This is a genomic window from Candidatus Moraniibacteriota bacterium (assembly GCA_016699875.1).
Taxonomy (GTDB): Bacteria; Patescibacteriota; Minisyncoccia; order Moranbacterales; family UBA1568.
In genome coordinates this window covers 581,447-602,171 of sequence record CP064989.1, presented here as the reverse complement: position 1 = coordinate 602,171, position 20,725 = coordinate 581,447, and the positions used below count along the sequence as shown (strand labels likewise).

16 protein-coding genes are annotated in these 20,725 nt (G+C 46.8%); 3 read left to right on the top strand and 13 right to left on the bottom strand.

The annotated features are described in order from the left end of the window. Nucleotides 1-125 precede the first annotated feature (125 nt). The 9 genes from IPK84_03025 to IPK84_02985 form a co-directional block, all read right to left on the bottom strand. A complete protein-coding gene (locus IPK84_03025; protein ID QQS15316.1) occupies nucleotides 126-2,843 on the bottom strand; it encodes a hypothetical protein in 2,718 nt (905 codons plus the stop codon). Beyond that, entirely contained in the window at nucleotides 2,840-3,541 is a 702-nt protein-coding gene (locus IPK84_03020) for a hypothetical protein (GenBank protein ID QQS15315.1), read from the bottom strand. Before IPK84_03020 ends, IPK84_03025 begins: the two co-directional genes overlap by 4 nt. A 31-nt stretch (nucleotides 3,542-3,572) precedes the next feature. Further along, nucleotides 3,573-4,253, bottom strand: coding sequence for a hypothetical protein (locus tag IPK84_03015; GenBank protein ID QQS15314.1), 681 nt, complete (start codon nucleotides 4,251-4,253; stop codon nucleotides 3,573-3,575). Nucleotides 4,254-4,345: 92 nt separating this feature from the next. Next, on the bottom strand, nucleotides 4,346-6,178 hold the full coding sequence (locus IPK84_03010; protein QQS15313.1) for an ATP-binding protein: 1,833 nt from the start codon (nucleotides 6,176-6,178) through the stop codon (nucleotides 4,346-4,348). 75 nt (nucleotides 6,179-6,253) lie between these two features. Continuing rightward, a complete protein-coding gene (locus tag IPK84_03005; GenBank protein QQS15312.1) occupies nucleotides 6,254-6,955 on the bottom strand; it encodes a hypothetical protein in 702 nt (233 codons plus the stop codon). Nucleotides 6,956-7,004: 49 nt separating this feature from the next. Continuing rightward, nucleotides 7,005-7,397, bottom strand: coding sequence for a PrgI family protein (locus tag IPK84_03000; protein ID QQS15311.1), 393 nt, complete (start codon nucleotides 7,395-7,397; stop codon nucleotides 7,005-7,007). Nucleotides 7,398-7,454: 57 nt separating this feature from the next. After that, nucleotides 7,455-8,636 carry a hypothetical protein gene (locus IPK84_02995; protein QQS15310.1) on the bottom strand — a complete coding sequence of 394 codons (1,182 nt, stop codon included), beginning with the start codon at nucleotides 8,634-8,636 and terminating at the stop codon, nucleotides 7,455-7,457. Nucleotides 8,637-8,711: 75 nt separating this feature from the next. Beyond that, nucleotides 8,712-10,730: a hypothetical protein gene (locus IPK84_02990; protein QQS15309.1), complete on the bottom strand. Its 2,019-nt coding sequence runs from the start codon at nucleotides 10,728-10,730 to the stop codon at nucleotides 8,712-8,714. Between the two features lie 603 nt (nucleotides 10,731-11,333). Continuing rightward, nucleotides 11,334-12,536 (bottom strand): LysM peptidoglycan-binding domain-containing protein, encoded by a 1,203-nt coding sequence (locus IPK84_02985; protein QQS15308.1) that lies wholly within the window; start codon nucleotides 12,534-12,536, stop codon nucleotides 11,334-11,336. 227 nt (nucleotides 12,537-12,763) lie between these two features. Between IPK84_02985 and IPK84_02980 the strand changes: the two genes are divergently transcribed. Then, nucleotides 12,764-13,690, top strand: a complete 927-nt coding sequence (locus IPK84_02980) for a tyrosine-type recombinase/integrase (GenBank protein QQS15307.1) — start codon at nucleotides 12,764-12,766, stop codon at nucleotides 13,688-13,690. A 14-nt stretch (nucleotides 13,691-13,704) separates the two neighbouring features. Here the strand turns inward: IPK84_02980 and IPK84_02975 are convergent, their stop codons facing one another. After that, nucleotides 13,705-15,942 carry a UvrD-helicase domain-containing protein gene (locus IPK84_02975; protein ID QQS15306.1) on the bottom strand — a complete coding sequence of 746 codons (2,238 nt, stop codon included), beginning with the start codon at nucleotides 15,940-15,942 and terminating at the stop codon, nucleotides 13,705-13,707. Between IPK84_02975 and IPK84_02970 the strand changes: the two genes are divergently transcribed. Then, the gene (locus IPK84_02970; GenBank protein QQS15305.1) at nucleotides 15,941-17,641 is read left to right on the top strand and encodes a UbiA prenyltransferase family protein; all 1,701 of its coding nucleotides are present in this window, start codon (nucleotides 15,941-15,943) and stop codon (nucleotides 17,639-17,641) included. The genes IPK84_02975 and IPK84_02970 overlap by 2 nt on opposite strands. On the opposite strand, the gene IPK84_02965 is transcribed toward IPK84_02970, so the two are convergent. The 3 genes from IPK84_02965 to IPK84_02955 all read right to left on the bottom strand — a co-directional run bounded on the left by IPK84_02965 (nucleotide 17,638) and on the right by IPK84_02955 (nucleotide 19,930). Beyond that, complete coding sequence (locus IPK84_02965) at nucleotides 17,638-18,093, bottom strand: hypothetical protein (GenBank protein QQS15304.1); 456 nt, start codon at nucleotides 18,091-18,093, stop codon at nucleotides 17,638-17,640. The genes IPK84_02970 and IPK84_02965 overlap by 4 nt on opposite strands. Nucleotides 18,094-18,210: 117 nt before the next feature. Continuing rightward, nucleotides 18,211-19,011: a ribosomal RNA small subunit methyltransferase A gene (gene rsmA, locus IPK84_02960; GenBank protein ID QQS15303.1), complete on the bottom strand. Its 801-nt coding sequence runs from the start codon at nucleotides 19,009-19,011 to the stop codon at nucleotides 18,211-18,213. Between the two features lie 25 nt (nucleotides 19,012-19,036). After that, on the bottom strand, nucleotides 19,037-19,930 hold the full coding sequence (locus tag IPK84_02955; GenBank protein ID QQS16256.1) for a G5 domain-containing protein: 894 nt from the start codon (nucleotides 19,928-19,930) through the stop codon (nucleotides 19,037-19,039). 535 nt (nucleotides 19,931-20,465) lie between these two features. Between IPK84_02955 and IPK84_02950 the strand changes: the two genes are divergently transcribed. Further along, a complete protein-coding gene (locus tag IPK84_02950; GenBank protein ID QQS15302.1) occupies nucleotides 20,466-20,717 on the top strand; it encodes a hypothetical protein in 252 nt (83 codons plus the stop codon). The last annotated feature ends 8 nt before the right edge of the window (nucleotides 20,718-20,725 follow it).

Genomic DNA, 20,725 nt, shown 5'->3' with positions numbered 1-20,725 from the left:
AATAAAAAAATCCTTATTTCCCCAATTCTCTTCAAAGAATTCATACAAAGTTTCATTTCAATGGCAACCCCAAGCGCGTACGAGATAAGAAGCTTCCGCACTCTTATTATTCCCGATCTCCTTTTCTATTTTACATTACCTCTTTCTTCCTCTGGTGCCAGCGAAAACACAACGCCGACAATAAGGAGAATCATGCCCATCGAGAGAATGAGTCGGACGGAAAAGAGCACAAAGGGCGGAACAGCGGAAAAGACCGAGGCAAAGAATGTGTTCGATTTTCCGCGAGCATCTTCCTGACCTTCCAGCGTGACTAATTGAATCTGAATCTCTTTTGAAAATCGCACGGTTTCGGAGCTAAAAGGAGAGATACGCCAGATATCATAGAGCGCTTTCCGAAATTTGCGTGGCTGGTTGTAGGCGCCGGAAAGCGTCACCGTGTAGATGTCGCCGACATTGCCGTCGAGCGCAAGTGAAAGTCCGGTATCATTCCACTTGAAAGGACTGCCATTGATCGACCAGATCATCTCACTCTGATCATCTCCCGATTCAACACCATTCAAGATGAACGTCCCGAGCACGCTCGGGCGAAACACTGCGGAGAGTTGCGCAACACCGCCGACAACTCCCTCAAACGAGGTTTTACTCATATCATCGGATTCGGATCCGTCGAGATTCACATATTTGCCGAGATACTTCGGCCATGCCGTTTCAGTTTCATTGGAAATGATATCGAAATCCGGATCCACAATCTGAAATCGACGCGATACAGTAAACGATTTCCCGGTTTCAGCATTGTTCGCCACTACCGTTACAACATACATATCCCCGACATTCCCGGAAACAGGGAAAAAGTTGACCGCCCCCTGCTTCGAGTCGTTACATTCGCCCGACACCCGAGAGGTACAAGCAAGGGACTGACCATTCAGTGTCCAGGCATAATCGCGCACCTCTCCCTCGCCCGTTGAGAGGAACACTCCGACTATCTGGTTGTTCAAAACCGGACAAATCGTCTGTTGGAATGTGTTCGCTGTGCAGAGCGCCGTGTCGTTTCGCTTGACACTGATCAGTCCCGTCGCCGAATCACTCACCGTATCCACATCGTAGACGTCAATAGACTTATTCGCCACAATTTTCACCACCACCGAACTTGATCCGCTCTGACTCACCGAACCGGAAAAGTTTGTCGTCGCACTTACGGTAATTCGAAGGTACGCCGCATCATCAACAAAGTATTCGCCAAAACCGGGAACAACCGTGTTTGTTTGTTCATCCGTGTACGAATCGCTGTTCAAATTGAGATTAATAGAAAGCGAGGAGATATTGTTGCCATTCGGCATGCTGATATTTTTCGCTGTTTGGAGGTCCTCGGTAATATCCGTCCACACATTCTCATCGCTGAACCGCGTATTGAAGGTGCCGTCCGAACTCGCCTGAACACGCCAAGTATAGTTGGTAAGCGCCGCACTCTGCCCGGTATTGGAAGAGGAAGCATGTACTGTAAGGATATCGCCAGTCTGAGCAATAGTCTTTGCGTCTGTCACCGTGCTATCTCCCCAGGGAATCAACTTCGCTGAAGGCGATTCCGGTTCATACGAGAGCGAGACATCAACATTCTCCGCTTGCGCGCCCTCAGTCGGATCAACGAGGTTATCTTCCAAGCAATCGTTGATATCGGTCGTTGATGTGTTTATAGTTACTTGCGCCGTCTCATTGCTCGAAAAACCTTTCGTGGTGATCTGCTTCGTTCCCTTCCCGACAACATCACAGACATTCTTCGGCAATGCCCACATGATCATCATGCTCGAATCATCATATTTCGTCGTATAGAGGGACGCCCCTTCCACAACCACGCCAACCCTGTCTTCCGGTTGATAGGTCCACTTAAAAGTGCCTTGTCCCAGACCCGCTATATTTGCTTCGTCTTTATTGCCATTTTGTGCCGTACTCGGATCTTCCGGGTCAGTCCGCCAGAAATGTTCTTCGTCGATAGGGAAAGCATCGTCGTTTTCCCCGATATTCCCATCCCGCTCGATTCTACCGTTTCCATCTATTCGATAACTATCCGGAAACAAATGCTCACATCCGCTGGTCAACTCATAATTTTCTCCATCCTCAAAATCATGAATGTAGCAGTACGAGTGCTGCCCAAGCTTGCCATCGCCGCCATACGTCGCCCGATAACCGTCTTCATCGGGATCATTTCCCTTATTCCCCGTCGGATTCACTCGGCTTGGCGCACCGGAGTTGTACATATTTTCCGCACAATCCGCACGCTCTTCATCGGTAAGACTGCCATTGAGCGAACAAGTGGAGTCGAAATTCCCAGCCACAATCGACTGCATCGCTTCAATTTTCCAATCTTCAACCGAGATAACCCGCCGATTTCCAAACCGATCATACCGCCAGTCATCACTACTTGGACTTGAGTCGCGATCGCAGAGCTTCAATTTTTCTTCGCTCGGTGAATCATCCAACTCACATCCCTTCCGGCGAATGTACCATGTGTAATAGAGCGTATCTTTTTCATTGCCGAAGAACTCCGGAAATGCACGGGCTTCCATTTCAGACCCCGGCTTTGGATCAGATGGACTGAAATAGAGCAGCACTTGCGGAGATTGCCCCTTTTGCGCAGACACGTTGAAGTTCTCTCCCTGATTCTGCAAACTTTCCAGATTGAGATGATATCGCTCTTCGAATGAACTCAAACTCCCGGAAACACTCGGCATATTCGTCACAAAAACGTCTGTAATATCAGCCGACGCCTTTTTTGGAATCGAAAAAATCGTAGCGAAAACAATCGCCGCAAGCATCACTGCCGGAAAGAAAAAAACTCTTTGTTTCATGAAAGCGAAATCGACAAGACTAACACGAGTATAGCAGAAAATAGAGAGAAGCAGAACGATACAAAAACAGATTCTGTTGCAAATGCAATAACCGACGCCACCATCGACCATGCCAGCGTAAAAAGAAGTGTCACGAATGTATCAGTATGTGCGAAAACGTGAAGCTCTTGCGCGGAAACAACAGCAACAAGCAAGAAATGCGCTATGAGACTCCGCCATGACAAGAACTTCTTCCAAAGAAGGAGAAAAAATCCGCGAAAGAATACTTCTTTTAAGAAGATAAACCACGCTAGAAACGCCATTGATCCGAGAAACATCAGAAAATCCCGGTGAATCACCGTGAGAGATGCTTGCGACGAATTCAAGAACACCTGTCCGGAAGATGTACATCGCAACACGCCCCATACAAAAGCTCCAAATAGGGAAGCTCCCGCAAGAATCCAGGTTATATTTGCAACGATGCCGAACTTCCCCCATGAACATCCGTACTTCGAAAGCGGCTCGCACAAAACAAACCGAACAAACAGAGCAGGCAGCGCAAAGTAGACCGAGAATGCCAGCAAAAACTGCTCTGCTGTTCCGGAAACAGGAAAGAAAAGAGCCAGGAAAATACTCGCCAAAAGAAGCGCATTCAAACCAAGAAACCGTCGATTTACGCAGATATCGAGCAACGGATGTTTTTTTGCCGGGTACACCATAGAAACTTCCTGGTTTTCATGTTTGTTTTAACTACGCCTCAAACCTCGTTTCGCGTTCCGGCATATCCCACGTCGACCGCATTTGCTCGGACACCCGACTCTTATCAGTGTTCCCTCGATCACTCGACGCTTGACGAATAACACGGCTCAGATTTTCTTTCATTCGTCTTTTATCAAAGTGCTTCGAATTTCTTGCGGCAACGAATTTTTTATCAACCACATAGATCATGCCCACTGCCGCCACTGTAAACGGAAGAAGATTAAAAGGAAACGCCAATCCTTCGAGCGGAATCAGTCCGAGCAAAATGAACGCGTCGATAATGATGAGTCGAGCATTTGACGCAATCCTGTACCGGTGCTTCGGAAAGAAGAGTAGGAGCACGATGAGAGCGTTGGCACACAAACTGATCACCGGCGCTATCACTGGAAGCGCCATCACAATGGTGAAGTCGAGCAAATCTTTGAAGCACGCGACGATGAGCGACGCTGAATACGAAAATATACTTACTCGCTCCAAGCGATTTAAGGACGCGCTTTCTGGCTCATTGTCTTCCGATTCAGACACTGCCGCCTCTTCCTGTACGATACGTGCTACCCTCTGAGCTTCTTGCAAACGCGCCTGCTGTTCACGAAACAACGCTCGCTCCTCCTCAGCAGACGCTTCGGAGGCGAGACGATCTCGACTATTCGCAATGGCACTGGCAACAGCCATAGACACACAGATACACCTTTACCCCTCAGAGCATTCGCCATTCACAGCTATAGAAATAAGGAGCATGCAGACGAGTGTAAACAACAGAACCATTACCTCTCGCTCCAGCCGCCATGCTCGTCAAATTCCCGTTTTGCTGCCTCTATCTCAGCGAGCTGCTCCGGATTCGATGTGATAATCTGATCTTCGCTATATGATGCCACCACCTTAATAGCCACATGCTTCGAACCGGCAAAGAATATTCCCTCACCAACAGCACTCTCCAATAGCAAGAACTTTTCGTGATCCGTGAGATAGAAGGTCTCTGTCACCACATCGATCGATGCGGGAGACTGCCGCAGTAAGAGCTGGAGCGATGAATTGGTCACGATTGGCTTTCCATATTTCGACCCCATGAAGTCACTGATATCCTGAGTAATCGTTGTTAATCCGCAATAATACTTCCGAGCACGCTTCGCAATGCCAAAAAGAAAGCTCGCCGCATCGTCGTTCTGCATCATAATCCATGCCTCATCCACCACAACCAGTCGCCGCTTCAACTCCGACCGCATCTCATTCCAGATATAGTGCAAGATAAGATACATGGCTATCGGACGCAGCTCTTCTTCCAAATCACGTATATTAAACACAACAAACTGGTTCTGCATGGTGATATTGCTCGCATGATTCAAAAATCCCGAGAAAATCCCTTGAGTATATTTTTCAAGACGAGCGGAGAGTGACTCAGTCCCCTCCATATTTCTCAAAACCTCATACAGGTCGCTCATGGTAGGGAATGAGGACGGTGTCAGTGTCGCAAGGTCTGTTTTCCCGGTAATATCGCGCACCGCGTACGTTTCGCGGAGGGCTTGGTCAAGAATAGAGTCCTCCTCCGCCGTGACACTCCCCAGCATGAGGTGCAGCAATCCGATCAGCGTAGCAATATTGCTTCGCAAGAGCCCTTCGAAATCTTCTTGCTCGTCGCGCTGTTTCGGCAAATCAAATGGATTGATATGGAAAGCGGAATTGAGACTCATGTGAATAAATGAGCCATTCACAGTCTCTGCCAAATGCTTGTATTCATTCTCCGGATCAATCACAATAACGCTTGTGTCAAACATCATGGAACGCAATATCTCCAGCTTCATGAAATAGCTTTTCCCGGCACCCGACTTTGCAAATATCACCATATTCGCATTCTCGAGCTTGAACCGATCAAAAAGAATCAGGCTGTTATTGTGCCGGTTAATACCGTATAGAATGCCGTCGTTCGACGAAAGATCGGCGGATACAAATGGAAATGTCGTCGAAAGCGGCGCCGTATTCAAATTATTTGCCACATCGAGCGTGTCCGTCCCGATCGGACGCGTCGACGTGAATCCCTGTTGCATCCGCAAAACGGACGGCTTTATATAGACCAATTGAGACTCAAGCATCGCCTCAATGGATCGGCCCATGCGATTGAGCTCCTCAATCGACTGCGCATAGAGCGAAATATAGATACTGAAACGAAAGAACTTTTCTGTCCCCTGCTGAAGTCGATCGCGCAATTCTTCAATATCATGAAGTGCCGTCTCAAGTACCGGACTTCGTACCTTGCCAGCTTCGGATTCTATTTGAATCGAAGATTCCACCCGCGTTGCCGATTTCAAGAGATTCCTCAAGATGTCACGCGTATCAATCGGGTGTACAAACATCGCCGTATCCATGGGAAAATCGAGATTCACCACCGGTGAGAACCAGTTCGTGTTGAGATAGCGTGGATACGCAATGATAAAGTGCGTTCGCACCAATGTTTCGCCAGACTGAAGAGAATTCGCTGTTACCTTAATGGCAGATGGAGCAATGAGATCACGAATACGAGCTACTCCTCGCTGGTAAAGCACCTCGCTCGCGAGGATTTCATCCTGTTCACCTCCGGAAGAAGACAAAAAAGGGACGCGCATAAACATTCGATTTCAAATTCTGAAAATGACTTTCTTTGAAAATAAATGGGTATTGCCCACAAAAAACGGCACTCACTATGCTTTCTCAACCGCCAGGTCAATCGCTTCGATATTTTTTGTCAATCGAGTCGTAAAGAGCGACGGATTGTAGGAGTTATACAAGAGCTCTATCAACTCTTCCGTGTTGAGTGGCGCTACCTTAAGCCCGGTCTGTGACAAACTGAAACTCACATGATCCACACGTTGCCACAGTTGATTCTTGTAGGTTTCAAAGTATTCACGACGCTCCGCAATTGCCCCAGCCGGATTGAAGAGCGTTGTCAGACTATGAAACAATCCCTTTTCTTTGTCTTCAACCGGAGAGAACGGAATAACAACGTAGAAAAACTTCGACATGATATTTGATACTTCTGAAAGATTCTTAATAAAATTCTGGTACTCGGAAATCTGCATACGCAACAACTCATTTCTCTGATGATTTTCTTTATCCTTCAAAACTTCGATATACGGTTGAATATCAAACCGGCGAGAAGAGATGACGATCTGAACCGGAAAATCCAGTGAGTTGAGAAAATTCTGATACTGCAAAATAATAGCATCTTGTTCCTCGGCGGATTTGAGATCGAAATTGAGCGATGAAACCAAAAGCACCGAGCGAAGCGCGCCATTCTTGAGTACGATGACACCATCGCGCACCTCCTCAACATCCACATAGCGCTGAGTACTGGATGCCGAATCTTGCATTGCTGGTTTTTTGGCGCCGCTCAATGTTTCCATACGATCATCCACTTTATAGAAGGCACTTTCCCAGAAAAAATAGACTCCATCACTTCCTATCAACCACTTTTGCCAAGCTCCGTATTTCTTCGACCGAGAGAGCTCTTGGACTCTCACGTGTTGCTTTTTCCTCTTTTGGCTTCGAGACTTCGTTCTTCATCACGCCCGGGCGATCCCATGTATACACTTTCGGCCGAAAGAAGAAGAGGACTGCATTCACCGAAAAGAAGAGGAGTGACTGATTATACGGACGATAAAAAGCAAACAATACGAAAATAATGATGACGGGAATAGAAAACACGAAGAACGTGGTCGTATCGAGGAATGTCCACACAATAAACAATACCCCTCCCATTCCCACCATCCAGAGTATTTGTTTTGCTGTGAGCGGCCCCGCCACTTTATCCTCAACATCAATGAATTGCGGAACATTAAAAAGCATAGAAGCCGCTATCCAAATCACATATAAGATACTTCTCGGTAATTCTCCAAGAAAACACTATACCTTTCCTTGAATATTCTTCTCTCTCGAACTCCGTAAGTTTACCACACGAGAAGCGTCAGAGCCACTTCCCTGAGACCATTCAGACTCCCGCTGAGCACCATGAAGACTTCTGCGAGGTCGAATGACACTAATTGCTTCCGGATCGCGAGAACTCTCCGACACATGTGAAATTGAATTCTGTCGACTCTTCGTTGCTTCCTGTTCCTTCTCATGCGGCAGCACATGGCTCGAGCTGAAACTCATACCCCCTTTAGCGGGAGCTTTTGACTGAAAAGGTGCGACTGAAGCATACACCGGGGCGGATATTCCACCGGGCTGAGGGGGTTGATTTGGTATATTTTCTTTTTTCTCTTTCGATTTCCATTCAAGCGCCTTCTGAATAGGCGCCGCCTGTGCTGGAAACTTTTCCAATGGACGAAATGATGTCTCGAGCGCCGGAACAGAAGTCTCCGTCACCGGTTGCGTACTGACGCTTCCCCGATCTTGAAACGCGGGAAACATCAGTTCTTGACGATTGCTATCAATTGGCACTGGGGTATTTTCATCGAGCGCCTTGAGAAGAAAAGATACTTTTTCCCGATCCTGAGCAGACAGTCGCCTCGTATTCTCTCCCTGAAAGAGAAATTGCCCTCGTTCCATTGTCGAGTGCTTTCGAATACCCACCGCATCACGATAGTGCCGCAACCAATTCCGAATCGACCCCCGAACCGGCGCAGATTCCCCCTTCACACTGATACGATCATCCGTCACTGTTTGCTCCGACAGCCGCTGATACTTCGCCAATGCATCCAGAAGCGGAAGTTGGACAATTTGCACCGCCGAAGACCCATCATTTTCTGACAGCACCCTAGGAACTGGCTTAATCGTAAGAATATTCTTTTGAATATACTCTTTCACAAATACCACGTCTTTCTGATCAAGTCTGCGCGTGAGAGCATCCTGAAGCCAGATTACATCTTTATTCCGAAGAAAATATTCACGGATAATCGCCGAGATAATTTCAATATGCTCGTCCGAAAGGCCTCGTTCTTTTTGAAGCAACTCAATTCTTCGCGACATTTCTGGCGTCGTCAAAATATCTTTTACTTCCTCCGAGAGGGTATCGAAAATTCCCCACAAACCATTAAATTCACTCTCGGAAAGCTCTTTTCCAAAGAAGTCAATATTGGTCAGCATGGGACGACATACTCTTCTTTTTTTTGAATTTTCAGCGTCATCCATAGGTACAACCTGTAACACGCTTAATGCAACTTATGGGGAAGTAACATGTCTCTCGAAAGATTTCCTATTTCCTCCACCAGTATATCGCAAGTATCCCTCAAGAAAGTCGTCATTGTACTCTCCACTCTTCATTCTCCCCTTGAAATAATCTCTGAAACCAGAATCACCAATTAATCCCCCTTGCTTCCCAAGATTTTCCGAATCAAGTTTCCCAAATGTTGTTTCGTATGCCATTTGCCTCTTTGTTGCATCCGTACCAGCTTCTCCCAACCTATACTCAAGAACCGCCCTCAATCGTCCTTCCTTTTTCATCTTCCCTTCCAAGGTCTTTTCAAGAGTTGAATCACCCCCCAAAGATTTAAGAATCTTCCTATACTGAGCACCACCAATAGTATCCGCCGATGGAAGAGCTCCACTTCCCGCCTTATCAATAAGTTGAGATTTTATTTGAGCCTGAGCAACCGGTCGCATTCCTGGTATCTTTGACGTTGCAGTATTTACTGCTTCAAGCACCTTTGCAAGGTCATCTCCCGACCGCAACATTTCTTTAGGAGCTTTTCGTACAATCTTAGTTATACTGTCAATATCACCACCAGCAGCTTCAAGTGCTCTTGAAAAATCCTCAGCACTTTCAAACATCTCCTTGTCCGCCATAGTAATTGCTGCAGCTCGTTTTTTGATTTCATCTTTAGACTCAAGATCCCTTTGAAGATCAGCATACGAACGATTATCCTTTTTATTTTTTTCAGCAAGTTCATGAACCCTTTTTCGTGTATTTTCATCCAAAGCCTTTCGTACACCTTCTACAGGATGAGAGGCACTTCCAAATAATCCTTCCCACCCAGCTTCTCGCCTCTCCCGAGCCTCCTTTGATTCTCTACCTCCAAGCCACCAAGACTTTCTATTTTTCCAAGCATTCTCCACGCCACCAACAATTCCTGATTGCCTTGGAATATATAAAACCGTCCCTACCGCACCCTTTCTAACCAAATTCCCGGCCTTTCTCCCCAATTGTGATCCCCATTTTATTCCCAAGCCGGATATATCATTGCTGTATTTTTCTGTGGAGGTAATAGCGATCCAAAAAAGCACAATTGGAATCGTAAAGAAAGCAACAGCAGATATCATATTATCATTCACCGAACTTCCTGTAGACTGAAAGGCGCCACCCGCACCTGCAGTGGGATATATAGAGTCTCCTGCCGATTTCATGACAATAACCGACACCAATACAAACATCACTGCAATCGGTCCGTAAAATGCCCATTTGAACAATTTATCCCACCAGCCCTTTGCAAAGCCCTGGAGCGCCGGGGTAATCATTCCCACAAAACCAATTGGCGAAAACATCACCAAAATAGCAAGCGCAATCATTCGAACCAACATCAGCACCGACAATACCAAGAAAGAGATGCCAAACAAAAACATACAAATAGTCGCTGCAAGAAGGTGTGTTGTCTCAAAGTCCTTCAAGGACTTATCATCAACCCCCGGAATAAGAATGTTCTGCATCTTGGCACCACTTAATATTCCCGAGGTAATCTCATTGGGGCCATCAACACCAAAAATATTCTGCGAAAAGAAATACATCGGCACATTTGCCAAATCAATCACAAATCGCGCCACCGGAAAACTGAAATTCACCAAAAGAGCCATAATAACCAGCATCGGTATAGTTCGCTTGTATTCATATTTGTCCAACTGAAATATCGTGGCAAAAGCAGAGAAAAGAAGTACCAATATAAAGAAAATATTAAGAAAATCACGAACAATAAGCCATACCTCATAAATAGCTCCCGCATTCATGAGCTTGGTAAAAGTTTCCGCATTAATCACCCACACAAAAATTCCCGCCGCCAAATTTACAATCCACGAAAAAAACAGAAAAAACGGATACACAAGAGCATTAATCCACGCTCTTGGCGATGCCAAATTCTCAAACCAGCCAGCTTGAGCAAATTGACCGCTCGGAACCAACAAAAAACACCCTGCAAGCAGAGCGAAAAACAGAGCAGGGTGACTCTGAAGAAAGAGAATCGCATTAAACAAAAATGATTTTTTTGTTTTACCTCTTTTTCTCACACATCGAAAAACAAAGACAGTGTTCCAGTGGAAAGTATATCACGAAAATTCTCAGTTCAAAATAAAGATGTAAAGCAAATACGTCGTATACGAAAATGCCAGTACTCTTGTGTTAGCACAAAGAAAGATTTGTTCACCCTATCTCCCCCTACTTAATGAATAATGAATTTTATATATATATTTAATTTTTATTACTATTAGTACTGTGGAGAAGTGGAGAAACAGATTAAATGGGTTTGTTGGGGGCTTTTTAATGGCATATACTTTCGTGGAATTCTCAAGTGTTGCTGTTGATTTGGAATTCATTTGGGTGAAATAACCTGATTGCTCACTTTGTTGCTTGGGTAATTCACAGGGTATATCCGTAGTTTTTCACCAGGAAACATGGGGTTGTGCACAGGATGTGAACAGTTTCTCTTGTTTTGACGCTGTTGGGTGACAAGTGTTGATTTGTGGACAGTTTCTTGTGAGTAAAAAACTGAGCAATTTTTCTCTCAAAGTGATAATAAAAAGCAACTCTTTAAAGATGAGTTGCTTTTCGCTGTGGGAATATTTTTCGGATACTAATAATTAGTAGATGTATCCTTTAATACTTCTGTTGGCAGTGGAAAGGGTACGGCGATCGGTTTTTCCCCAGCCGACATAGTTCATTTCACTTACAATAATGGCGTCATCGAGCACCTTTTCCACCAGAGCAACATGTCCGTAGTAGCGGTTTTCCGTGGTGACAACAATTGAGCCGACTCGCGGGGATTTTCCGGTCTTGTATCCAAGAGCTTTGGCGTTATAAAGCCATGTTCCTGCGTTGCCACCCCAGGGAACATAGCGATTTTGAGCGACATACCAGGTGCAATAGCCGTAAGGGAAGGTGTGTCCGGTCCCAGCCTTTCCGGTCAGTGTTCGCCAGCCGGAGATATCTGTGGCTGTTCCGCCGCTCGAAGTGGCGTATTGTCGGCGATCGAGAATGCTATCGGAAGATGGTTTGGGTGTGTCTTTGTAACCGTCGGGAATGATAAGTTCTTGATCGGTTTCGAGTCGGCCGTTTGCTGGGAGGTTATTGAATGCGATTATGCGCTCGGTGTCGCCATGGTATTTCTTGGCGATATCTTGTATGGTATCGCCTTCTTTAACAATGTATTTCAGTCCTGCGATGGGGAGGATGAATATTTGGTCGCCCGGGCGGATTTCATCGACATTCTCTATATCATTAGCCCAGAGAATAGTATTTACGGTAATGTGGTGGTCTTGGGCAATTTTTCCGAGGGTATCACCCTCTTGCACGGTGTAAATCTTCACACCGTCGCCTTCTTCGGGGTCTTCTTGTATAACCGGAGCAAGATCTGCGGAGGCGACAATGGTGTTGCTGGGAGAATTGATTTCCGATGGGTCCTCGAGTTTCGCTTCCGTATCGACGGTGCTTGAGGCGAAGGCGAGCGGGGCGGTTCCGAGATTTTCCCGTTTGACCTGGCTTTTCATGGGAAATTGCTGGTCATTCGGATTGTCTCCAGTGTGAAAGTAGCCGGAAAGGGCGCTTCCGGGGCGCTCATGAGTCGCAATGTTGGTTCCGGTAACGAGAAAAGCACTCGACACAACGACGGTGAGTGCGGAATACTGGCGAAATAGGTGGAGAATCCGAACGGTCTTGTGTTGTTTGAGATAAACAACACCCTTTCTTTGCAATCGGTGAATGTGAGTATTTCCTTTGTGAAGCAGTTCCTGCCCCTCACGGAAAATACGAAATAACCCCCTGAAAATGCGCGTAGAGATACGCAAGTCCTTTCAATTGCTTCCGCATCCTAGGGGTGCTTAGTAAAAAGAAGCGCCCCATCAGAGCCGAAACCGAAGATTTTTACGCAAGGTTGAGTATAGTAAGAGGCGCATCTCTTGTCAATGGATTTTTGGATTATTTTTCTTTAGTTTAGCTTATTTAAGCCAAAATTTAATTATTTCCTCTGTGGTATACTGAAGGGGTTTAGTGTATTTATCTTCAGTATGCGCGTATGCCGGATGTATCGAGTTTGGTGACAAAGTTTCTCGAATATATGGAAATTGAGCGGGGTCGGTCGCCGAAAACAATAGAAAGCTATGATCGCGTACTTAGGAGTTTTTTTTCATGGAGAAGCGTGCGAGAACCAAAGGATATCACGCTTGACAGTATACGAAAATATCGGTTGTTTTTGAATCGGAGGCAAAATGTCCACGGCGGAGAACTCAAAAAAACAACACAAAACTACCATATTGTTGTTTTGCGTGGATTTCTTCGGTATCTGGCAAAGGAAGGTGTTGTCTCAGCGCCTCCGGAACGTGTGGAAACGGCCAAGGTTCCGGAACGCCAGGTGGATTTTTTGGAGCTGGAGGAGTTTGAGCGGATGTGTCTGGCGGCGAGCGGCATGAGTGAAACCGCGCGCCGAGATCGCGCTCTTTTGGAATTCTTGTTTTCTTCGGGTTTGCGTGTTTCGGAATTGGTTTCACTTGATCGCGAGATGGTAAATCTCGATGCGGGAGAGTTGAGTGTTCGCGGAAAGGGTGGAAAGCTTCGTATGGTGTTTGTGTCGGACCGCGCTCGGCGAGCGCTGCAAATATATCTGGATGCTCGCAAGGATGCCGACCCGGCACTCTTCGTCTCCACGAAACACGGATTTGCCAAGAATACGGCCGAGGATTCGCGCATTACGGTTCGTACGGTTGAGCGGATCGTGGCACGACTCGCGGCTAAAGCGGGTCTTACTAAAGAGGTGCACCCGCATACGTTACGACACAGTTTTGCCACGGATCTTTTGCGGAACGGAGCGGATATTCGAAGTGTCCAAGCGCTTCTTGGGCATTCGTCCATTACGACGACGCAAATTTATACGCACGTTACCGATGAGGGACTTCGTGAAGTGCATGAGAAATTCCATGGAAAAGGGCGGGAAATTTCGAAGTAAGTGCTCGTTGCAAGTTATATCTTTTCAATTGGCGCGATTCCGAGGGCGAGTTTTTTGATACCCTTGGTGCGGAAAGCTATAGTAGCAAGCGTTCCTTCTATTTTTATGACGATACCATTGCCGAATGTTGGGTGCGTGATGGAGTCTCCCGGACGGAGGGTTTCAGGTGTTGTTTTATTGCGGGGTTTTTCGGAATCCGTTCGATGAGATGTGTTTGATGTTGGTATCGGCATCTTTCCATATGCGCTCCTTGTAAATTCCTTGACCCGCTCTTCCGTTTCGATAAGATTTTCTGGGATTTCACTAATGAATCGTGAGGGAGCGTTCATCTGTGTCGAGCCGAATATCATGCGGGTTTCGGCGGATATGAGCCACGCTTTTTCTTTGGCTCGTGTGAGGCCCACATACATGAGGCGACGCTCTTCCTCGAGTTCGGCTGGCGAGAGGGCGCTTCTTGAGTGTGGAAAAATGCCCTCTTCGAGTCCGACGAGGAATACAAAGGGAAATTCAAGCCCCTTGGCGCTGTGGACGGTCATGAGCTGGACGGCGTTTTCATTGCCGTCAATGGCATCTGTGTCGGAGACGAGTGCTATTTCTTCCAGAAAAGATGAGACAGCTCTTTCCAGAGGCGTTCCGTCGTATTTTTTTGCGACCGAGAAAAGTTCTCGGACATTTTCTAATCGAGCCGCCCCTTCTTCTGTGCCGTCTTCCAGCGATGCAATGTATCCAACACTTTCGAGAAGTTCTTTGAGAAATGCGGAGAGAGAGCTGTTTTCAGGAAGTTTTTGAGTGTTTTCGTGCAGGATGTTGGCAAGCTGTGCGGCGGATTTTTGTTTGGAAGTGGCTATACTGAGCTGTTTCCCATCATTTTCTCGTGCCAGCGTTACGGGGTCTGTTTTCGACTCTTTGGCTGATGTTAGCCATGATTCGAGTGTTTTTTTGCCGATTCCGCGCGGCGGCTCATTGGCGATTCGTGCGAGTGAAATCGTGTCCCAGGGATTCGAGATGAGTCGGAGGTAGGCAATGGCGTCTTTTACTTCTTTTCTACCATAGAACTTGAGTCCGCCGATGATGCGATAGGGAATGGAATGGTTGAGGCATGCTTCTTCGATTGCGCGTGATTGCGCGTTGGTTCGATAGAGGATAGCGCATTCCGAGAATCTACGTTCCGACTTGTTTGTGCCTTTGATGATTGACCGTATGGTTTGGATGACATACTCCGCTTCATTGCGTTCGTCTTCGGCTTCGAAAAGGACGATATTGTCGCCGCCCTTTTGAGATGTCCAGAGTTTTTTGTGACGTTGGTTGGGATTTTTGGCTATGATGCTTCCGGCAGCGTCGAGTATGGTCTGTGTGGAGCGGTAGTTTTGATCGAGGGTAATAATAGCGGCTTCGGGGTAATCTTTTTCGAAATTGAGAATATTTCGGATATCCGCTTGACGCCAGCCATATATGGATTGGTAGTCGTCTCCAATTGCAAAGAGATTGCGATGTTTTTCAGCGAGGAGATGAATCAGCGTGTATTGCGAGTGATTGGTGTCTTGATATTCGTCCACCATGATGTACCGGAAGAGGCGTCGGTAGTGTTCAAGTGTCTCCGGATGCGTGTGGAACAAATGTATGGTGAGGCGTACCAGATCGTCGAAGTCGAGCGTATGGTTGCCGCGGAGCTCTTCTTGATATCGCCGGTAGGCTTTGGCGACCAGTTCCTCGTAATAACTTCCGGCCTGGGATTCGAAGGTGAGCTCGTCGAGAAGTTGGTTTTTTGCTCGGGAGATGGCATCGAGCAATGCGCGCGGATGGATATTCTTTGGGTCGATCTCGAGCGTTTTCATGACGCGCTTCATGAGAGAGAGTTGGTCGTCGCTGTCGAGGATAGTAAATGTATTTTTATACCCGAGGGCGGAAATTTCCTTGCGGAGAATTCGCGAACAGATACTGTGAAACGTGCCGATATGCGGCAAACCAGTGTGATGAGCGGTTTCATCTCCGCTTCCTCTTGATGATGAATGTTTCGCTGTCGAGAGCAACGATCGTACGCGTTCACGCATTTCTTCGGCGGCTTTGTTGGTGAAGGTAACGGCAAGGATGTGCTGCGCCCCCACTCCTTTTTCCAGGATGAGATGAGCTGTGCGATGGGTAAGTGTTTTTGTTTTTCCGCTTCCGGCTCCGGCGACGATGAGTACCGGGCCTTCGGTGGTTTCGACGGCGCGGCGCTGTTCCGGGTTGAGGGAGGTGTTGAGTGAAGTCATGGATTCACTCTATCACGGTTGCCGGAAATTGCGCGAGAGGCTTTCGGTTTGGTATGCTTCGCGTATGAAATACTTGAGAATGCTTCTTTTGGCGATTGAGGAATCCAAGACGAATCTTGGCTTGTGGCTGGCCGCTTTTTTCAGTCTTATCACCCTTCGACTCTTGGTAGAGTCGTGGCTTTTCGGTTTTGAGAGTCTTCCTGCCGGGTTTCTTTTTTCTGAATGGACACACAATGTTCTGTTTTTTCTCCTCTCATTCCTTCTATTTCTCCCGATAGTCCGGTATTTTGCACGTATTTCTCTGCGAATGGCATCGAATATACTCCTCTTCGGATTTCTGATCATCCTTGCGCCGCCGATTATCGATTTTGTTATTTCTGACGGGACGGGATTGTGGAGTTTTTACATCTTCGATGGATTTTCCGGCCTTGTTGAGCGATACCTCACTTTTTTCGGAGATCGTCCGGACATGGGAATTACGTATGGCGTTCGTGTTGAAGTCGCGTTCGTGTCGGTAGGTTTTGGACTGTATGTGCTCTGGAAGACGCGTCGGGCTGTGAGATCGCTCCTCTCAGCACTTTCTGCGTACACTCTCCTTTTCTTTCTCGGTACGTTTCCTTCATGGGCGGCGATTCTCATTGATGGCATTGCTCGGGGACAATGGGCGCTCCGTTCTCCCGATGTAGCGGCGATTTTTTTATCGCCACTTTCGCTTTTCTCACACACAATTACGGATCCCCGGTCGGTATTGAATGTAAAAATGAGCCTGTTGTATGGCGGACTCTTCCCGGTTGTTTTCGGGTTTTGGCTATTTCTATCGCACAGGAAGATATTTCTCGCGCTCTTTCGCAATGCTCGACTGCCGCAAGTGGTGTATCATAGCGGACTTCTTTGTACGGGTATCGGTCTCTCGATGGTTTTAGCGACTTCGCCTGCTATGTTCACAGCTCTTGGGTTTTTCGATGCGCTCGCGCTTCTCTTGGTGGTTGTCGGCGTGGTGTTGGCATGGCTTGCTTCGGTTGTCGTCAATGACTTTTTTGATGAAGAAATAGACCAGAGAACCAATCGCTCCCGGCCATTAGTTGCTGGCGATATATCGCGAGAGCTCTACGGGTTTATCGGTGTGAGCTTCTTTGTGGCATCGATTTTTCTGTTGGCCATGGTTAGTGTGAAGAGTGCCTTACTACTTCTTTTGTATCAGGTGATCGCTTGGGTCTATTCTGCGCCGCCCTTTCGGCTCAAGCGGTTCCCGATACTTGCCTCGTTTGTGAGCGCGGTTGCGAGTCTGACAGTCCTCTTTCTGGGATTTTTACTTTTCTCTCCGGATGGGACTATTGCTCGTCTTCCGACTTCATTTGTCTGGCTCTTTCTCTTTGCGTATACGGTGTCGCTTCCACTCAAAGACTTCAAGGATATCTTCGGCGATGGAAAGTATCGCGTATGGACTATTCCCGTGCTTTTTGGGGTTCGTCGAGCAAAACTTTTAATTGGTTCCGGAATTTTCCTGTCTTTTATAGCGAGTGTGTTTGTGTTTCGCATACCATCTTTGTTTCTTCCGGCACTTCTTTTTGGTGGAGCGTCTTTTTGGGTGGTTCTCGCCATGAAACAAAAAACCGGCAGTATTACCTACCGGTCAGTCTTTTGGTGGATATTGGGGTTCGTTTTCCTTCACGGTGTTTTCGTTGTGGAAAACTTTTAGTGCGAAGGCGCGCCCCTTCTTTTTCTTATCAAATTGAGAAGGAGCTTTTCTGCGATTTCTGCAAAATGGTCAGCTCCTGATCTTCCATGAAATTTCATAACTATTTCCACAAGGAGATTTTCTGAGGGTTCGGGGCAGGTTCCTTCTTGATATTCTTCCAACTTTTTTAATGCTAGGGCGATGACTTTATTCCTAAAGTTGGAGTAGTACTCTGCCCAAAAGTGGGCACGAACAGCTAATGCTAATTCGACAGCCTCACGCGTTGAGCATTTCTGAATCTTTTCTTGCTCAAAAAACGCTTGTTGCCATCCGTCATGCTGAATAACCATTTCGATAGCTGCTTTTGCTCCTCCAGGTGTTAAGAGGTTGATACCTTCTATGAGGCAACCAACAATTTCCTTCCGTCTTTCTTCGGCAGTTTGTTCTTTGCTTTGCACGGCCTTACTCCTCATGTTTCAACATTCGGAACTCGCGACTGCGGGTTCTGCGGACAAATGTTGGAAGTGAGGAGTAAAGATACCCTTGTTTGTTAAAGGACATTGCAGTGTAGTGCGTCTCTATAATATTTGTCAAGATTTATCGACCCTACAGATAGTCTCTTGAAGTCTTGTCCACGCTTCTTTCGACAGTTCTTCGGCGCGGGCATTTAAGGGTTTTCCGATGATTTTGAGGATCTTTTCTATTATTTCTCTCGGGTGTTCTCGGTGCGCGGCGAAGTTGTTCATGAGTGTTTTTCGTTTGGAGGCAAAGCCGATCTTGGCGAGACGGAGAATACTTTCGCGTTTGTCGATGGGGAGGCGATTGGGATCCGGTGTGATTCGTAGAACCGCGCTTTCAACGCGTGGCGCTGGGAAGAACGCCTCTTTTGGTACGAGAAACAATATTTCCGGCGTGCCAAAGAGGGCGACTGCGAGTGAAAGGAGGCTTTGTTTCCCATTCTTTATGACGATTCGCTCCGCGACTTCTCGCTGTACCATGAGGACGATGGTGCGTGGCGCCGGATCGAGTGAGACGAGCAGACGAATGATTTTCCCGGTAATCGCATAGGGAATATTTCCAAAGAGAGCGTATGGCTCATCTCGCCACCCGTGTTTCCTCAGAGTTTCCGGAATATCCGTGCGAAGAATGTTTGTTTCGACAACGGAAACATTCGAAGAAAGGGGGAAGCGATTGAGGAGTCCCGGGATAAGATCTCGATCAAATTCCAGAGCGACGACTTTTTTTGCCTTTTGTGCCAATGTGTCCGTAAGCGCGCCTTCTCCGGCGCCGATTTCAACGATGATATCGGAAGAATCGGCTTCATCTGCGATATTTCGGAGAATATCCGCATCTCGAAGGAAGTTTTGACTCAATGATTTTTTGGGAAGCATAGGGGAAATTTTTGAATTTGGTCCTTCAGTTTGTTATTTCTTCCACTTTGACGGGGATGATTCCGGCGCCGAGCGAGGCGATTTCTTTGAAAGCGACTTTGTCGAGATCGATAATGCGGTTTTTCCCGAATGGACCGCGGTCATTGATGCGGACAATAACGGATTTCCCATTGTCGGTATTGGTGACGCGCACATAACTTCCGAGAGGAAGCCAAGGGTTCGCGGCTGAAAGTGTTCCGGTGAAACTATACCATGATCCGAGCCCGGCGTGGCTTTTCCCGACTTCGACTTTGGTGCCTTGAGTGGCTATTTCAGTGACGGGCTCTTTGGTTACCGTACTTTCCTTGAGTGTTCTTTTTATTTCTTTGCCGTCATGGGAGATGACTTCATACGTGAGCTCTCGAATACCTTTATCGCCTTTTTGTGTTATGAGGCGCTTCCTCCATGAGAGGGTCGAATCCTCAGTCTCTTTGGTTTCAAACGGGAGCGGCTTCTTTAGGATTTCCTCTCGAATGTCCACTTTGATAACGGAAATCTTTATGCCATCCGTGAGCGCTTTCTCTGGCTCTGGGGTGACAAGATCGTTTTTGCCAAGTGAAACTCTCTGCTCATTGAGGAGTTGCTCTACGGTATGAAGTGTTGTGACACCTTCCTTCTTTCCTGTTTTGGTTGTTATTGAATAGTGTTTGGCGGTTTCAATGGTGACAGTGGTATTTGCACTGAGAACGGTTTCCGGGTTTGGAGTTAGTGTATCATCTTTGGTATGTGAAATACTGAGGCGTTCAAGGAACTTTTCCACCGTTTCATTCGGAAGGGCTCTTTCCGGGAGAGTGAGACTGTCAATCGAGAGAGAAATTGGAATACTTTGCGGTTTTGTCGTAGTTTCTATTGCTTTGCTTTGAGGAAAAAAGAAAAGCATCGCTCCGCCAATCCCCATGGCGCCAAACAAGGATTGCACAACGAGTTGTGGGGAAATTCGTGCCACTTCCCCATTGTGCCTCGTGACATGGAACGGCGTCAATTCGTTTGAAAAATTTGGTATTGCTAACTTCGGAGAGATTTTAGTTTTCTGTCATTCCCGTGAAGACGGGAATCCAGGTTCCACAAAGCTCATCGTTACAAAAAACTAAAATGATTTTTGGAGAGTATCTCTTATAAAGTAGCAATACCAAAAATGCAAGTCTGAAACGCTTTCCCATTCTCTTTTTGGAGGGGGTTTATGGCTGTGAAAACGTTTTTGACACAAGAAAATATGAGAAAATGCGAGGATAAAGCAGAAAATTCCAAAAAAATCAGGAAATACCCTCTTTTGACGAACGATATTGACAAATAGTTAATTTTACGGTATACTCCAATGTTCTTTACCAATGTGCAGCTTCGCTCCTCGGATTCAGTGTTTGTCCATTGGGTGTGCGGTCGCATACCCCGAACATTGAAAGATGAGGAGTGAAGAGATGAGAAATCACCCGGAGTTAATTGGCGATCGTTGCCCGAGTTGCAATGGAAGCGGTTCTGTCATTGCTACGCGTGGAGCTTTTCGCGTTCAAGTGGATTGCGAAGATTGTGCTGGTACAGGGCTAATTAATAGCCCAAATGGTTGCAAGGAATGTAAAGGAAAAGGAACTATCATTGTCAAGGCGGGATTCATGAACGTCGAATCCATCTGCGAACATTGCAACGGTTCAGGACTAGAACCTTTGGCTTAAACGTCCAA

Bases quoted from the DNA above. Each gene is read 5' to 3' on its own strand.
- IPK84_02995 (QQS15310.1), bottom strand. From the start codon at position 8,636: ATGCTGACCAATATTGACTTCTTTGGAAAAGAGCTTTCCGAGAGTGAA.
- IPK84_03010 (QQS15313.1), bottom strand. From the start codon at position 6,178: ATGCGCGTCCCTTTTTTGTCTTCTTCCGGAGGTGAACAGGATGAAATC.
- IPK84_02975 (QQS15306.1), bottom strand. From the start codon at position 15,942: ATGACTTCACTCAACACCTCCCTCAACCCGGAACAGCGCCGCGCCGTC.
- IPK84_02965 (QQS15304.1), bottom strand. From the start codon at position 18,093: ATGAGGAGTAAGGCCGTGCAAAGCAAAGAACAAACTGCCGAAGAAAGA.
- IPK84_03025 (QQS15316.1), bottom strand. From the start codon at position 2,843: ATGAAACAAAGAGTTTTTTTCTTTCCGGCAGTGATGCTTGCGGCGATT.
- IPK84_02970 (QQS15305.1), top strand. From the start codon at position 15,941: ATGGATTCACTCTATCACGGTTGCCGGAAATTGCGCGAGAGGCTTTCG.
- IPK84_02950 (QQS15302.1), top strand. From the start codon at position 20,466: ATGAGAAATCACCCGGAGTTAATTGGCGATCGTTGCCCGAGTTGCAAT.
- IPK84_02955 (QQS16256.1), bottom strand. From the start codon at position 19,930: ATGCTTTTCTTTTTTCCTCAAAGCAAAGCAATAGAAACTACGACAAAA.
- IPK84_03020 (QQS15315.1), bottom strand. From the start codon at position 3,541: ATGGTGTACCCGGCAAAAAAACATCCGTTGCTCGATATCTGCGTAAAT.
- IPK84_03005 (QQS15312.1), bottom strand. From the start codon at position 6,955: ATGGAAACATTGAGCGGCGCCAAAAAACCAGCAATGCAAGATTCGGCA.
- IPK84_02980 (QQS15307.1), top strand. From the start codon at position 12,764: ATGCCGGATGTATCGAGTTTGGTGACAAAGTTTCTCGAATATATGGAA.
- rsmA (QQS15303.1), bottom strand. From the start codon at position 19,011: ATGCTTCCCAAAAAATCATTGAGTCAAAACTTCCTTCGAGATGCGGAT.
- IPK84_03000 (QQS15311.1), bottom strand. From the start codon at position 7,397: ATGCTTTTTAATGTTCCGCAATTCATTGATGTTGAGGATAAAGTGGCG.
- IPK84_03015 (QQS15314.1), bottom strand. From the start codon at position 4,253: ATGGCTGTTGCCAGTGCCATTGCGAATAGTCGAGATCGTCTCGCCTCC.